The 16,290-nt window shown below is 24.7% G+C and carries 10 protein-coding genes and 1 pseudogene; 6 read left to right on the plus strand and 5 right to left on the minus strand.

All coding sequences use genetic code 11. The features are described 5' to 3' along the window. Window positions 1–81: 81 nt before the first annotated feature. Window positions 82–1,332, plus strand: coding sequence for a bifunctional tetrahydrofolate synthase/dihydrofolate synthase (gene folC, locus UAT33_00780; protein XBC43991.1), 1,251 nt, complete (start codon window positions 82–84; stop codon window positions 1,330–1,332). Between the two features lie 690 nt (window positions 1,333–2,022). On the opposite strand, the gene UAT33_00785 is transcribed toward folC, so the two are convergent. After that, window positions 2,023–2,970, minus strand: coding sequence for a ribose-phosphate pyrophosphokinase (locus tag UAT33_00785; protein XBC43992.1), 948 nt, complete (start codon window positions 2,968–2,970; stop codon window positions 2,023–2,025). Window positions 2,971–3,028: 58 nt separating this feature from the next. Continuing rightward, window positions 3,029–3,894: pseudogene (gene ispE / locus UAT33_00790) on the minus strand (4-(cytidine 5'-diphospho)-2-C-methyl-D-erythritol kinase). A gap of 758 nt (window positions 3,895–4,652) precedes the next feature. On the opposite strand from ispE, the gene prfA reads away from it, so the two are divergent. From prfA to sirB1, 3 genes are all read left to right on the plus strand, one after another. Beyond that, window positions 4,653–5,747, plus strand: a complete 1,095-nt coding sequence (gene prfA / locus UAT33_00795; protein ID XBC43993.1) for a peptide chain release factor 1 — start codon at window positions 4,653–4,655, stop codon at window positions 5,745–5,747. Beyond that, window positions 5,737–6,570, plus strand: coding sequence for a peptide chain release factor N(5)-glutamine methyltransferase (gene prmC, locus UAT33_00800; GenBank protein ID XBC43994.1), 834 nt, complete (start codon window positions 5,737–5,739; stop codon window positions 6,568–6,570). Before prfA ends, prmC begins: the two co-directional genes overlap by 11 nt. Before the next feature lie 165 nt (window positions 6,571–6,735). Beyond that, entirely contained in the window at window positions 6,736–7,545 is an 810-nt protein-coding gene (gene sirB1, locus UAT33_00805; GenBank protein XBC43995.1) for an invasion regulator SirB1, read from the plus strand. A 248-nt stretch (window positions 7,546–7,793) separates the two neighbouring features. Here sirB1 and nadE read toward each other — a convergent pair whose 3' ends face one another. Continuing rightward, window positions 7,794–8,633 (minus strand): ammonia-dependent NAD(+) synthetase, encoded by an 840-nt coding sequence (nadE, locus tag UAT33_00810; GenBank protein XBC43996.1) that lies wholly within the window; start codon window positions 8,631–8,633, stop codon window positions 7,794–7,796. A gap of 177 nt (window positions 8,634–8,810) precedes the next feature. Between nadE and UAT33_00815 the strand changes: the two genes are divergently transcribed. After that, on the plus strand, window positions 8,811–10,019 hold the full coding sequence (locus UAT33_00815) for an acetate kinase (GenBank protein XBC43997.1): 1,209 nt from the start codon (window positions 8,811–8,813) through the stop codon (window positions 10,017–10,019). A 42-nt stretch (window positions 10,020–10,061) separates the two neighbouring features. After that, window positions 10,062–12,200, plus strand: coding sequence for a phosphate acetyltransferase (gene pta / locus UAT33_00820; GenBank protein XBC43998.1), 2,139 nt, complete (start codon window positions 10,062–10,064; stop codon window positions 12,198–12,200). 316 nt (window positions 12,201–12,516) lie between these two features. Here the strand turns inward: pta and nrdB are convergent, their stop codons facing one another. Both nrdB and nrdA read right to left on the minus strand, forming a co-directional pair. Continuing rightward, a complete protein-coding gene (gene nrdB / locus UAT33_00825; GenBank protein ID XBC43999.1) occupies window positions 12,517–13,647 on the minus strand; it encodes a class Ia ribonucleoside-diphosphate reductase subunit beta in 1,131 nt (376 codons plus the stop codon). A 55-nt stretch (window positions 13,648–13,702) separates the two neighbouring features. Next, a complete protein-coding gene (nrdA, locus tag UAT33_00830; protein XBC44000.1) occupies window positions 13,703–15,988 on the minus strand; it encodes a class 1a ribonucleoside-diphosphate reductase subunit alpha in 2,286 nt (761 codons plus the stop codon). Window positions 15,989–16,290: the final 302 nt, after the last annotated feature.

Below are 16,290 nucleotides of genomic sequence, written 5' to 3' on the forward strand. Positions count from 1 at the left end.
ATTTTTTATTATTTGAATGTATGTAAAAATCAGTAACATATAATTTTTTTAAATGAATAATAATTTTAGTGGTTCTATAAAATGCACAATAATGTAGTTAAATCTTTTTCTTTTGTTGAGTGGTTAGATTATATAAAAAAATTTGGTTTGAGTATTCGATGTAGCAACTTTAAAAATGTGATTTATATTGCTAAGAAATTAGGTATATTAAAGTTGGATGCATTTATTTATATGGTAGGAGGAACTAATGGAAAAGGAACTACATGTGTTGTATTAGAAAATATATTTTTAAAACTTGGTTATCGAGTAGGATTGTATACTTCTCCGCATCTATTTAACTATACTGAACGAGTTCGTATTAATGGATTTGAATTAGAAGAATATTTACATGTTCTTTCTTTTTCTAATGTTGAAAATGCACGCAATTCATTGCCGTTAACTTATTATGATTTTATTACTTTATCAGCTTTATACTTATTTAGACATAGTCAGTTAGATATAGTTATTTTAGAAGTTGGTTTAGGAGGTAGATTAGATGCTACTAATGTTATAAATCCAAATGTTTCAATTGTTACAAATATACAAATGGATCATATAGAAACTTTAGGAAATGATCGAAACTTAATTGGAATTGAAAAAATTGGAATTTTTCGAAAAAATAAAATTGCAATTATTTCTGAAAAAAATATCCCGAATATTGTAAAACATATTATTTATAAAAATAATATTGATATAAAATTAATAAATCGTGATTGGAATTATAAGCGGTTCAAGAACATTTGGGCTTTTATTAGTACAAACTGTTGCTTTTTAAATCTTCCTCTTCCAAAGGTATCGTTAATTAATACTGCTACAGCGTTAGCTGCTGTTACTGAATCACAATTTTCTATAAATAAAAAAGTAATTGAATATTGTATTGATAAAGTATCACTTCTTGGACGGTGTCAGATATTTTCCGATAATCCTAAAGTAATTTTAGATGTAGCACACAATAATCATGCTACAAAATATTTATCTAAGAAATTAATGAATATGAAGGGATCTGGTAAAATATATGCTATAGTTGGAATATTAAAAGGAAAAAATATTTTAGGTATTGTTACTCCTTTAATTTCAATAGTAGATTTTTGGTATTGCAGTAAATTAAAAACAAATCGAAGCGTTTTTGCTGAAGAAATTGTGCAATATTTGCCAATTCATTGTTCTAAAGTTGTTATTAGTGTTGAACAAGCTTGGATAGAAATAAGGAGTTTAGTTACTGTAAAAGACATTATTGTAATATTTGGTTCATTTTTTACAGTAAAAGAAATTTACAAGATTTTAAATGCTTAAATAAACGTGTTTTAAAAAACATGTTTAAGACTCTGTGTTTAAATAAAAAATAAAAATTTTATGAATACAATAGATTATATTTCAATAATTATAATTATAGTTTCTACTATAATGAGTTTTTTTCGTGGATTTTTCCAAGAAATTATTTCTATTTTTGTTTGGGTAATAGGAATGTACGTGTATTTTAGATATCATTATTTATTTTCTTTTTTTTCAATTTATATTCATAATATAATTATAAAATATATTATCAATTTTATATTATTTTTTATTTTTTTATTATTCATTAAATTTGTATTGAATTATATAATGATAATTTTTGTGAAACAATTTCACTTATTTATATTTAATCAGGTTTTTGGAATATTATTCGGTTTTATAAGAGGTATACTAATTACTTGTATAATATTGTTTTTTTTAGAGTTTTCAACTAATTTTACAAATAGTAAAAGTTTTAGAAATTCGATATTAATTCCTTATTACAATTATTTTATAAAAATATTTCTAAGAATTTTTATAAAAAATATTTTTATGTAATATTATATGTAATATAGTGTAAATATTTTTAAAAAATAATTGTAATCGTATAAGTAAAATAGAACAATTAAAATTCATTATTTGAGTACAAGTAAATGACGTTTAAAATTTATTGTACTCAAAACTTTGTATTGTCAAAAATGATAGTAGATATTAATGTTCAAACATAGCAGATATAGATTCTTCATTGCTAATTCTACGAATAGCTTCTGCTAACATTCCAGCTAATGTTAGAGTCCTAACATTGGAAAGCATTTGAATGGTTGTTGGTAAAGGAATTGTGTCACATACTATTACTTCATCAATATTTGAATTTTTTAAATTTTTAGCTGCATTTCCTGAAAAAATAGGATGTGTTGCATATGCAAACACTCGCTTTGCTCCTCTATCTTTTAGTGCTTCGGCTGCTTTACATAATGTTCCACCTGTATCAATCATATCGTCTACTAAAATACAATCGCGATTAGCAACATCTCCGATTATATGCATGACTTGAGATACATTAGTATTAGGTCTTCGTTTATCAATAATCGCCATATCTGTATCGTGCAATAGTTTTGCAATAGCTCTAGCTCTAACTACTCCTCCAATGTCTGGAGAGACAATTATAGGATTTTTAAGATCTATTTGTAACATATCTTCTAACAGAATTAAGCTTCCAAATACATTATCAACAGGAACATCAAAAAATCCTTGAATTTGTTCAGCATGAAGATCTACTGTTAGTACTCGATCTATTCCAATACTAGAAAAAAAATCAGCGATTACTTTTGCAGTAATTGGAACTCGAGATGATCGAACTCGACGATCTTGTCTAGCGTATCCAAAATAAGGAATGACAGCTGTAATTCGCCCCGCAGATGCTCGTCTTAAAGCGTCTACCATTACAATTAGCTCCATAAGATTATCGTTAGTAGGATAACATGTGGATTGAATGATAAATACATCATTTCCACGAACATTTTCGTTAATTTGAACACTAATTTCGCCATCACTAAATTTTCCAACTAATGCATTTCCTAATTTCATGTATAATCTGTTGGCAATAGACTTTGCTAAATTTGGAACAGAATTTCCAGAAAATAATTTCATATCAGGCACGAGAAAACCTCAGTATGTAAGATATAATCTTGATAATTATAATATTAAAATATAGAGTTTAAAATAAATAATATGATTTCAATTGTCTATTTAATATTGAAGTATTAGTACTACTTGCAATAAATCCATAAACGTTTTTAGGTAGTATTGAAAGAATTTTATTTGCATCTTGTTTTGAATGAAATTCAGAAAAAATACAAGATCCTGTTCCTGTTATACGAGAAGGTGCATATTGAGACAACCATGCAATTAAATTATTTATTTTATAAAATTTTTGTTTTATAAGCTTTTCACAATCGTTTTTAAATGGATCCTTCAATAATGAATTAATACATTTTTTTGGAGAGTTTCTTATTAATTGTGGATGAGAAAAAATTTGTTTAGTAGAGATTTTAATTTTTGGATAAGTAATCAAGTACCATCGTTTTTTTGTTGTTATAGGATGTAGTATATTCCCTATACCCTCTGCTATTGATGTTTTTCCTATTATGAATAAAGGAATATCTGCTCCTAACTCTTTCCCGATGTTTATTAATTGTGAAGGTTTAAATTTTATATTCCATAATTCGTTTAATGTAAGTAAAATTGTTGCAGCATTAGATGATCCTCCTCCTAATCCTCCTCCTATTGGTATATTTTTTTTTATATAAATGTTAGCTCCCAATTTTGATGAATAATTTTTTAAGCTTCGTGCTTTTTTTTTAGTAATTTTGCAGCATGAATAATTATATTTTGAGAATGAGGTATATGAGGTATATATGTTAATAAATTTATATTTCCACTATTATTTGGAGTTATATGTATTATATCTCCATAATTTAGTAATTGAAATAGTGTTTGAATATTATGATAACCATCAGAACGCATTTCTGTAATATTTAAAAAAAGATTGATTTTTGCTGGAGAAAACCAAATAGTTTGCATTACTTTAAAATCCACTTATTAATATATAAAATGATAGAATTCTATTCTTGTACTATTTTAATTAAATTTGGAAAAAATGGAATAGTTTTATTTTTATAATATAAATATGTAATGCTTCATAGTTTTTTATAAATATATTTCTATGTTCTTAGATAAGAATATTTTTTAAAAGTATATTTATGTATTTCGTCAGGTAACTTAGTAATCCATTGGTTAAAATAGTTTAATGGTATAATTAAACCGGTTATTTTTAATAAAGTTATTTCTGGCTTTTTACTAATAGATAGTAACTTTTTGTTATCTATAACTTGAAGGGTATTTTCAATAATAATTTTGAATTATATTTGCCTAATGAGATCAATAAATATTATTGAATAGTGTTGGAGGGAAGATTGTTCAAAATAGCTGAAAATTTTAATTCGATTTGACAAAAATAATAAACAACTATTAATTTGAATATTATTTATTTTTTTGAGATCGTGTTGTTGATTATTCCATAAATAATTATTTTTTAATATTTTAGGTATTATAGAACAGGTATTATTTAATAAACTGAGTGTTATAATAAAAAATTTTTAGATTGTATATGATAAAAAAATAACATATTTTAATTATATTATAATAAATTTTATTTTTTTAAAACATGAGTTATTAATTAAAAATCAATTTTAAATAATTTATTTTAAGTTTTAAATTTAAAAAAGTATATTATGTATATAATTATTTTGAGACTAATTGAATAAAAGGCATATCAAAAAATGAAAAGTTCTATTCTAAAAAAATTAGAAGCTTTACATAAAAGATATAAAGAAATAGAGCTTATGTTGTCTGATGTTAATATCTCTTCTGATCAAGATGCATTATGTAAGTTATCTAAGGAATACTTAAAATTATCTGATATTAATCGTTGTTTCGTTAATTGGAAAAAAAATGAAGATAATAAGAATGCAGTTATGAATTTATTAAAAGATGTTGAATTTAGTGATATAGCTGAAGAAGAGCTAAAAATACTTCATTCTAAAAAAATTGAATTAGAGCGAAAATTAGAAACATTATTATTACCTAACGATCTATTTGATAACAAAAGTTGTTTTATTGAAATTAGAGCGGCAACAGGTGGAGATGAAGCTGCTATATTTGCTGGTAATTTATTTAAAATGTATATTAGATATTCAGAAATACGTAATTGGAAAACAGAAATTATAAATATTACTAATAGTGATCAGGGTGGATTTAAAGATATAATAATTCAAGTTACTGGAAAAGGAGTATGCGGAAGATTAAAATTTGAATCTGGAGGTCATAGAGTTCAAAGAGTACCAAAAACAGAATCTCAAGGTAGAATTCATACTTCAACATGTACAGTAGCAATTATTCCTGTAGTTCCAGAAAAAGAAATAGAAAGCATTAATTTTAATGATTTAAAAATTGATACTTTTAGATCTTCTGGAGCAGGAGGACAGCATGTAAACACTACAGATTCTGCTATTAGAATTACGCATATCCCAACTGGTCATGTAGTAGAGTGTCAAGACGAACGTTCTCAGCATAAAAATAAAGCCAAAGCATTATCTGTTTTAGTTTCACGTATTCAGGCGACACAATTATCTCAACGTCGTGAAGAAAATGCTGTTATGCGTCGTGGTCTTTTAGGTAGTGGAACACGTTCAGATCGAAATAGAACATATAACTTTTCAAAGAATAGGGTAACTGATCATAGAATTAATTTAGTATTATATTCTTTAGATAAAATATTAAATGGAAATTTAGATTTATTGATTGAACCGATTATTCAAGAATATCAAGCTAATTATTTGTCTAATTTTTATAAAAGTACTGATAATGAATATTGAATCTTGGTTAAATTTAGCAATTTTACAACTTAATAATTTAGATAATATTAATTCTAGATTAGATGCAGAAGTATTATTAAGCCATATTTTGAATAGAAGTATTAGTTGGATAATCTGTAATAATTCTTATATTATATCTGATAATGACCTTAAACAATTAAATAATTTAATAAAACGTAGGTTAAATAGTGAACCTATTGCTTATTTAATTGGAAAAAAGGAATTTTGGTCCTTATCTTTAATTGTATCACGTTCAACTTTAATACCTCGCCCGGATACTGAAATTTTAGTAGAACAAGCGTTAATGAGATTAGAAAATACTAATTTTAAGACAGTATTAGATTTAGGAACAGGTTGTGGCTGCATAGCATTAGCTTTAGCTAGTATGAAATCGAATTGTTACGTTATAGGAATAGATTGTATACAAGAGTCTATTAATATAGCAAGGAAAAATGCAGAAAATTTACATTTAGACAATATTACGTTTTTTAATAGCTTTTGGTTTTCTTCTGTTAATCGGAAGTTTGATATTATTGTTAGTAATCCTCCTTATATTAGTTTGAAAGAAATTGATATTTTAGAAAAAGAATTATTATTTGAACCGATGATAGCGTTAATTTCTACAAGTAGTGGATTAGGTTCTATTAATTATATTATCAAAAGATCTAAAAAATATTTAAATAATAAAGGTTGGTTATTAATAGAACATAGCTGGATGCAAAAGGTACGAGTACAAAAATTATTTAAGAAATATGGTTTTATAAATATAATTACTTATCCAGATTATTCTGGACATGATAGGATTACTGTAGGTCAGAAATGATAAATTTGAATTTTATTATTTTGATACAATAACTATATAGTTGCTTTTAATGAATTACAATTATTTCATGTTATAATGATTTTACGTTGATATATAATTAAATAATCATATTTAGTATTATTACTAAATAATAAATGTTTATTATAAAATTTTCTTGGAAATGATATGACTTCTTTTTTTAGTTGTGATATTTCTAAATTACCGTTATGCGAATCTATTATTGCTACATTACGTCTTATTCGGTTAGATTTTCCTGCTGATATTGTTATTAAAGAATTAAAAAATAGAGTAGAAGAAGCTAGATCTTATATAGAATCTGAAAAAAATATACATTATAAATTAAAAAAATTAATAGAACTATTTTATGATCATTGGAAATTTGGTGGAGCTACTGGAATTTATAAGTTATCTGATGTTTTATGGTTAGATAACGTTTTACAAACTCGTAAAGGTACTGCAGTATCATTAGGAGTGATATTGTTACATATTGCTCAACAGCTTTGTCTTCCTCTTATGCCTGTTACGTTTCCTACTCAACTTATTTTGCGTTCTGATGAATTTAATAAAAAAATGTGGTTAATAGATCCATTTAATGGAGAAACATTGAGTGAACATATTTTAAAAGTTTGGTTAAAAGGAAATATTAGCCCTACAGCAGAATTATATGAAAATGATTTAGATACAGTTCAATATTCAACAGTTATTCGAAAAATGCTTGATACATTAAAGAATGCATTAATAGAAGAAAAAAAAATAGAGTTAGCATTAAATGTTAGTAACGTTTTATTAAAAATAAATCCTAATGATCCTTATGAGATACGTGATCGAGGATTAATATATGCTCAATTAGAATGTAATCATGTTGCATTAACTGATTTGATTTATTTCGTAGAGCATTGTCCTGAAGATCCTATTAGTGAAATAATTAAGATTCAAATTCATTCGATAAAAAAAAAGCAAATGGTATTACATTAAATAGCTACCTATTTTATTTTTTATAAATATAATTTAAAATATATTATATTTTAAATACATATTATATAAACACTAATGTTAGTAAGTATATTTAAATTGTTTTTATTAAAAAATAAAAGTTTGTTTTTTAATACAAACAAATTGGTTATGTTATTTATATTAATTAATTATTTTAAAGTAATTTTAGTTTTTAATTTAAGTGATATTAAACATAAAATATCTTAAGATTTATTATGAGAATAAAGCTATTACACATTGTTAAGAATATATCGTGACAATGTATTAGGTGTTATTGGCATATGACGTTTATGTTTAGTGTTTATGAAGTATTTTTCAATTATTAGTTGGCTTCTTTTATTAATTTTTTTTCCTTCTAGATAAGAATCAATATCAAGATAGGTAATTCCTAAAATTTCTTCATCAGTTTTGTATGGATATGTATCTTCTAAGTTTGCTCTAGGTGATTTAAGATATAAGTGAGGCGGGCATTTTAGTTCCTTTAGCAAAAGTTTTCCTTGTTTTTTATTTAATTCTGAAATGGGATTAATATCTGATCCTCCATCTCCATATTTTGTAAAAAACCCAGTAACAGCTTCTGAGGCATGATCAGTTCCGATTACTATTCCGTTATTTATACTTGCAATATTGTATTGTATTTTCATTCTTTCTCTAGCTTTATTATTTTCTCGCATATGATTAGATATACTTACTCCAGCATTTTTTAATGATTTTTCAGTACTCAGTACAGAATTTTTAATATCAATATTTAACGTTGTTTCTGGTTGAATAAAATTTATTGCATCTTGGCAATCTTGAAAATCTATGTGTTTTCCATATGGTAAACATAGTAAAATTAGTTTATAAATTTTATTATTTTTGTGTTTATTTAAATCTTGTATAGTTAGTTGACATAACTTTCCGGTTAATGTAGAGTCTTGTCCACCACTAATTCCTAGAACTAATGTTGTTATATTTGTATAATTTAGTAAGTATGTTTTAATGAAGTTGATTATTCTATAAATTTCATATTTAGGGTTAATAGTAGATTTTACACCTAAATCTCTAATAATTTTTTGTTGTAAACTCATAATTAATATTTTGTAATATGCGTATAATTATTTAAAATAATATATTATATATAATATTTTTGGAATTTCAAACTTAATTGTTGAAGATTATATCTTGAAATTTTAAAAAATATTTTAATAAATCTGATAAAATATATATTGTATAATACAATAAATTTTGTAGATTGGAAAATCATTATGCCTAATTCGTTAGTATTAACGCTTAATTGCGGTAGTTCTTCTTTAAAGTTTTCTGTTATAGATCCAAAACAAAATGAAATAGTACTATCGGGAATAGTAAATCTTTTGTGTTCTTCTAATATAAGTATTTCGTGGAAAATTGGTATTAATAAATATAATAGTTTCTTAAGTAAGAAAACAAATTTTAAAGAAATTATTAAATTTATTTCAAATCATATTTTAAAAAATAATTTAAACATTTTTAATAATATTTCATGTATAGGACATCGTGTTGTTCATGGTGGATCGAAAATAAATAAATCAGTGATAATAGATCAAAGTATAATACAACATATTAAAAATGTTTCACTTTTTGCTCCTTTGCATAATCCTATAAATTTATTGGGTATAAAATCTTCTTTTGATGTTTTCCCTCATTTAAAAAAAAAAAATGTGGCTGTATTTGATACAGCATTTCATAGTACTATACCGAAAATATCTTATTTATATGCTATTCCTTATAGTTTTTATAAGAATCATGGAATTCGAAGATATGGAGCACATGGCATTAGTCATTTTTATGTAATGACTAGGACATCTAAAATCTTAAAAATTCCTACAAGACAATTAAATATTATTACTTGTCATTTAGGACATGGTGCGTCGATATCAGCTATTCGAAATGGTATATGTGTGGATACTTCAATGGGTTTAACACCATTAGAGGGATTAGTTATGGGTACTAGAAGTGGAGATATAGATCCTTCAATTATTTTTTTTATGTACAACGAATTAAAAATGAGTATGAAAGATATTGAATATGTTTTGATGAAAAAATCTGGATTATTAGGATTAAATGGAATCAGTAGTGATTTTCGTTATTTAGAAAATAAATATGTTTCTGATAATAATATAAAGTTGTCTATTGACATATTTTGTAATCGTTTGTCTAAATATATTAGCTCTTATACTGTATTGATGAAAGGAAAATTAGATGCTATTGTTTTTACCGGAGGAATCGGAGAAAACTCTTGCTTAATTAGGACTCTTACTGTTTCCAAATTATCTTTAATAAATTGTAGAGTTCATGAAAAGTTAAATGCGTTAATGAAATTAGGTAAGGAGGGCATTATTAGTACAAAACATAGTGTTTCTATATTAGTAATACCAACTAATGAAGAATTAGTAATAGCAAAAGAAGCAATATCGGTAATTCGTTGTTGTTAAATACAATTGTTTAGAAAGTATTTATAATTTATGGAGTAAATTTTGACACGTACTTTAATGTTAGTTCCTATAGGAATAAATGTTGGATTAACGTCGGTTAGTATAGGATTAATTCAAAAAATACAAAATAATAATTTTGATGTAATGTTTTTTAAGCCAATTTTTGATTGTGTAAATTATCATAAAAAACTCGATCACACTACAGAAATTTTAAAAAATATGAGTTCTATTTCATGTCTTGATCCAATTAAAATTAATAATTTGAGTGATTTTTTGATAGAAGATCGAAAACAAAGCATCATAGAAAGTATTTTATTAAAAATTGATTCTAATGTAAAGGGTAATGATATCCTTCTATTAGAAGGAATATATTTAGAATCTTCAATAATGTTATCTAATATAATAAATTACGACATTGTACAGGCAATAAATGCAGAAGTTATTTTTGTATGTACTTTAACAAAATGTAATACAGTTAATATAAATGACATAATGGAAATTATTAAGAAATATTTTTTAAAAAAAAAGAACATAGATATTAGAGGTATTATAATTAATGAATTCAAAATGACAAAATTAAATATATTTAAAGATTTTATACATATTTTTGATAAATTTAAAATGGTAAATAGAAAAAAAAGAGTTGATTGTATTGATGTAACTGCATCATGTCAACGTTACGATCTCTCGATATTAGGAAATATCCCATGGAATAGTAAATTATTAGAACCAACATTAGAAGAGTTACGTTTATATTTTCAAGCATACATTATTAATAAGCATGATTTAAGTTCTATCTTTATTAAATCCATTATTATTTATAATAAAAATGATTTTTTTCAATATAATAGTCGTTCTTTTTCTCGTATTATGTTAATTCTTTCGTCAGATTGTCTTTTTAATTTTAAAGATATATGGAAAAATGTAAGTAAAAACAATTCCATTGTTTCTATATTATTAACTGATAGTAATGAGTTTTACATAAATTTTTTGAAATCTCATGCTTTTATAGAAACAATAAATATTCCTATTCTTTTGGTTCAGAAAAATATATTTCAAATAATTTTATTATTGAGACGATTTAATTTTAAAATCTCTATTAAAAACTTTAAAAAATTTAACGAAGTAAAAAAATATATTTCATTTAATATTAATGATAATTTAATAGTTTCTTTAAAAAGTAAACATATATGTAAATATCAAATATGTCCGTCAGTATTTATTTATAATTTACGAAATTTAGCTAGAAAAAAGATAAAAAAAATTATTCTTCCTGAAGGTAATGAATTACGTATTATTCGAGCTGCTTCTATTTGTTCACTTCAAGGTATAGCACGTTGCGTTCTTTTAGGGAATCCCGGAGAAATTCGAAAACTTGCTAAGTTAAATAATATTAAATTTAATTCTAATATAGAAATTTTAAATCCAATACTAATAAAAGATGATTACATTAAGCGTTTTGTACAATTACGGAGTAAATATGGAATAACTGAAATACATGCAAAAAAAATTCTTAATGATTATTCTATTTTATCTACTTTAATATTAGAATCAAATAAAGTAGATGGATTAGTATCAGGGTCGATAAATACTACTTCTAGCACTATTCTTCCTGCTCTACAGTTGATTAAAACTTCTGAATCTACTTCTTTAATATCTTCTGTTTTTTTTATGTTATTACAAGATCATGTATTGTTATATGCTGATTGTGCTATTAATCCTAATCCTAATTCTAACCAATTAGCAGAAATTGCAATTCAATCGGCTAATACTGCTATTTCATTTGGTGTTATTCCAAAAATAGCAATGCTATCTTATGCAACTGGGATATCAGGTAGTGGAACTAAGGTAGATAAAGTTAAAGAAGCTACTGATATAGTTCGTAATAGATGTCCTAATCTCATTATAGAAGGTCCTATTCAATATGATGCAGCAATAGATAGTACAGTATCAAAGTTGAAATGTCCTAATTCTTCTATTAATGGAAGTGCAACAGTATTTATATTTCCTGATCTTGATTCTGGAAATATAGCTTATAAAGCAGTTCAGAGATCTACTAATTCTATTTCTATCGGTCCAATATTACAGGGTATTAAAAAACCAGTTAATGACTTGTCTAGAGGAGCTTCAGTACAAGATATAGTTTATACTATTGCTATAACAGCAATACAATCTGAATAAAGGACAATTAAATATTTTAAATAGAGTTTATAAATTTCAAAAAAGATAAAATCTTATTTAGATATTATATTTAATATTATTATAAGTCGTGGTAGTAATGAAAATATATTTTTTATAACGTGAGATTAAAAAATTTTTATAAGAACTTTATTTGTTAACAATTTAATTTTATGTATATCATAATAAGTTAATCTCAATAGATATTTATATATAATAAAAAATGTAGTTAATTGAAAAAATACGTTACTTTAGTATTTAACTTAAAATTAATAATATTCTTATTATTAACTTAAATAATCATTAAATATGATAATATCTATAATTTAAATTTATTAAATTCGATATTGCTAACTTCAGAATCAATTTGTCCTACTAAATAAGAACTAACAGAAGTTTCTTGAGGTGCTACTTGAATATTGTCTGATGCTAACCAGGAATTTATCCATGGAATAGGATTAGAAGTAATTAAAAAAGGCCTAGGCAATCCAATGGCATTCATACGAATATTAGTAATATACTCAATATATTGTGATAAAATTTCTTTATTTAATCCTAACATAGATCCATCTCGAAATAAGTATTTTACCCATTCTTTTTCTTGGTTTGATACAGAAATAAACAAGTTATAGCATTCTTTTTGACATTCTTGAGAAATTTCAAACATCTCTTCATTATTTTTTTTATTTTGTATGATATTTAAAATATACTGTGTTCCAGTAAGGTGTAAAGCTTCATCTCTAGCAATTAATCTAATGATTTTTGCATTTCCTTCCATAATTTCTCTTTCTGCAAATGCAAAAGAACAAGCAAAACTTACGTAAAATCGAATAGCTTCTAATGCGTTAACACTCATCAGGCAAAGATATAATAATTTTTTAAGTTCATGTAAATTAATCGAAATTTTTTTTCCGTTGATTATGTGTATTCCTTCTCCTAATAAATGCCAATAACTGGTCATAGTAATAAGATTATCATAATATTTAGAAATGTCTCGTGCTCGATTTGCTATATTTTTATTATGTACTATATCGTCAAAAATTAATGAAGGATTATTTATTATATTTCTAATAATATGTGTGTAAGATCTAGAATGAATAGTTTCTGAAAATGACCATGTTTCTATCCATGTTTCTAATTCAGGAAGTGAAACGATTGGTAGAAAGGCGATATTAGGGCTTCTTCCTTGAATTGAATCTAATAATGTTTGATATTTTAGATTACTGATAAAAATGTGTTTTTCGTGATCTAAAAGATTTTTAAAATCAATTGAATCTTTTGATAAGTCTACTTCTTCTGGTCTCCAAAAAAAAGATAATTGTTTTTCTATTAATTTTTCGAAAATTTCATATTTTTGTTGATCATATCTAGAAATGTTAACTGGTTGTCCGAAAAACATTGGTTCAAAAAGTTGGTTGTTATTTATTCTAGAGAAAGTAGTATATGTCATTAAATTATTCCTGTATGAGATATTAAATTTAATTATATTTAGATTGAATGAAAATTTATATTTTACATGCCCCATTATCACAATTATCATTATTAGTAAATGTTGAAAATTCAGTTTGATAATCTTTTGCATCATCTCTAGTATTTTGATAATACAACGTCTTTAAACCTAATTTATAAGCTGTTAATAAATCTATTATTAATTGCTTCATTGGTATTTTCCCATTAGTAAAAGATTTAGGATCATAGTTAGTATTAGTAGAAATTGATTGATCTATAAATTTTTGCATAATACTAGCTAATTGTAAGTAGCCCACATTATTTGGAATATTCCATAATAATTCATAATATGATTTTAATTTTTTATATTCAGGAACAACTTGTCTGAGCATTCCATCTTTTGATACTTTTATACTAACAAATCCTCTAGGTGGTTCTATTCCATTAGTAGCATTAGAAATTTGAGAAGATGTTTCTGAAGGCATTAACGCTGATAGTGTAGAATTTCGTAATCCATATTTTTTTATTTTTTGTCTTAGTAATTCCCAATTTAAACGTAGTGGTTCGTTACAAATATTATCTACTTCTTTTTTATAAGTATCTATAGGCAAAATTCCCTGGTAATATGTTGTTTGATTGAACCAAGCGCATGCTCCTTTTTCTTTTGCTAATTTACATGATGCATTTAGCAAATAATATTGTATTGCTTCAAATGTTTTGTGAGTGATAGAATTGGCACTTCCATCTGAATAGCGTACTTTATTTTTAGCTAAATAATATGCATAGTTAATTACTCCGATTCCTAATGATCTTCTAGATAATGCTGATTTTTTAGCTCCTATAATAGGATAGTTTTGATAATCTAATACTGAATCTAATGCTCTAACTATTAAATTTGATAGTTTTGATAGATCTTTTAAATTTTTTAAAGAACCTAAATTGATAGCAGATAATGTGCATAATGCAATTTCTCCATTAACATCATGAATGTCGTTTAATGGATTGGTTGGTAATGTAATTTCTAAACATAAATTAGATTGTCTAATAGGTGCCAATTTTGGATTAAAAGCACTATGTGTATTACAATGATCTATATTTTGTATATAAATTCTTCCAGTAGAGGTTCGTTCTTGCATCATTAAAGAAAATAAGCTGATTGCTTTAATTTGTTTTTTTCGAATTGTTATATCATTTTCGTATTTAATATATAAGAATTCAAACTTTTCTTGATTAGAAAAAAAATAATTATATAAGTTCGGAACATCTGATGGACTAAATAAAGTGATATATTGTCCTAATATCATTCGTTGATACATTAATTTATTGATTTGTATTCCATAATCCATATGTCGAACACGATTTTCATCTACTCCTCTATTATTTTTTAGTACTAATAAATTTTCTACTTCAAGATGCCAAATTGGATAAAATATTGTAGCAGCCCCACCTCTAATACCTCCTTGAGAGCATGATTTTACAGCGCTTTGAAAATGTTTGTAAAATGGGATACATCCGGTGTGAAATGCATCTCCTTTTCTAATAGGACTTCCTATAGCTCTAATTCGTCCGGCATTAATTCCAATTCCAGCACGTTGAGAAATATATTTTACAATTGCACTAGTAGTAGCATTGATAGAATCTAAATTATCATCACATTCGATTAAAACACAAGAACTAAATTGGCGTGTAGGTGTTCTTAATCCTGCCATAATTGGAGTGGGTAAAGAAATTTTAAAAGTAGATATTGCGTTATAAAAGTTTTTTACATATTTCATTCTTGTTTTTTTTGGATATTTGTGAAATAGACATGCTGATATCATAATATATAGAAATTGAGCACTTTCATAAATTTTTTTAGTAATTCTATTTTGTATTAAGTATTTTCCTTCTAGTTGCTTTACTGCGGCATAAGAAAAATTCATATCCCGACAATGTCTAATAAAAGAATCCATTTGTGTGTATTCTATTTTAGAATAATCTTCTAATAAGTGTTTATCATATTTTCCTAATTTTACCATTTTTTGTACGTACTTGTATAAAGCAGGAGGATTAAATTGACCAAAAGCTTTTTTTCTAAGGTGAAATATAGCTAATCTAGCAGCCATATATTGATAATCAGGAGAACTTTCAGAAATTAAGTCTGCTGTAGCTTTTATAATAGTTTTATGTATAGTGGTCGTTTTTATATTATTATAAAATTGTATTCTAGATTTCAATGCTACTTGAGATATAGAAATATTGTCTAGGTCTTTTGCTGCCCAGTGTAATACTCGGTGAATTTTTTCTAAATTAATCAATTCTTTTTTTCCATTTCTTTTAGTAACTAATAATGTTTGATTCATCCCATCTTTCCTAATCTTTCATATATATTTAGCGTTGTTATTTAATATAAATTAATTAGATATTTTATTGGTAATATTAATTTTATAGTTGTGAATTATTTAGTAGTAATAAAATGTAAAAAGTTTGCAATAATTAATTTACAAATCACATTTTATAATAGTTTATTATTGAATATAAAGTTGTATAATTTTAGTTGTATAAAATTTATTTCAATTATGTATTTTCTTAAAATATATTTATAAATTATATATTCTATACTTATGAAAATATAAAATGATTATATGTTTTGGAAAACTAATTA

Origin of the sequence: Buchnera aphidicola (Floraphis choui), from assembly GCA_039830045.1 — a bacterium.
Classification (GTDB): domain Bacteria; phylum Pseudomonadota; class Gammaproteobacteria; order Enterobacterales; family Enterobacteriaceae; genus Buchnera_B; species Buchnera_B aphidicola_AX.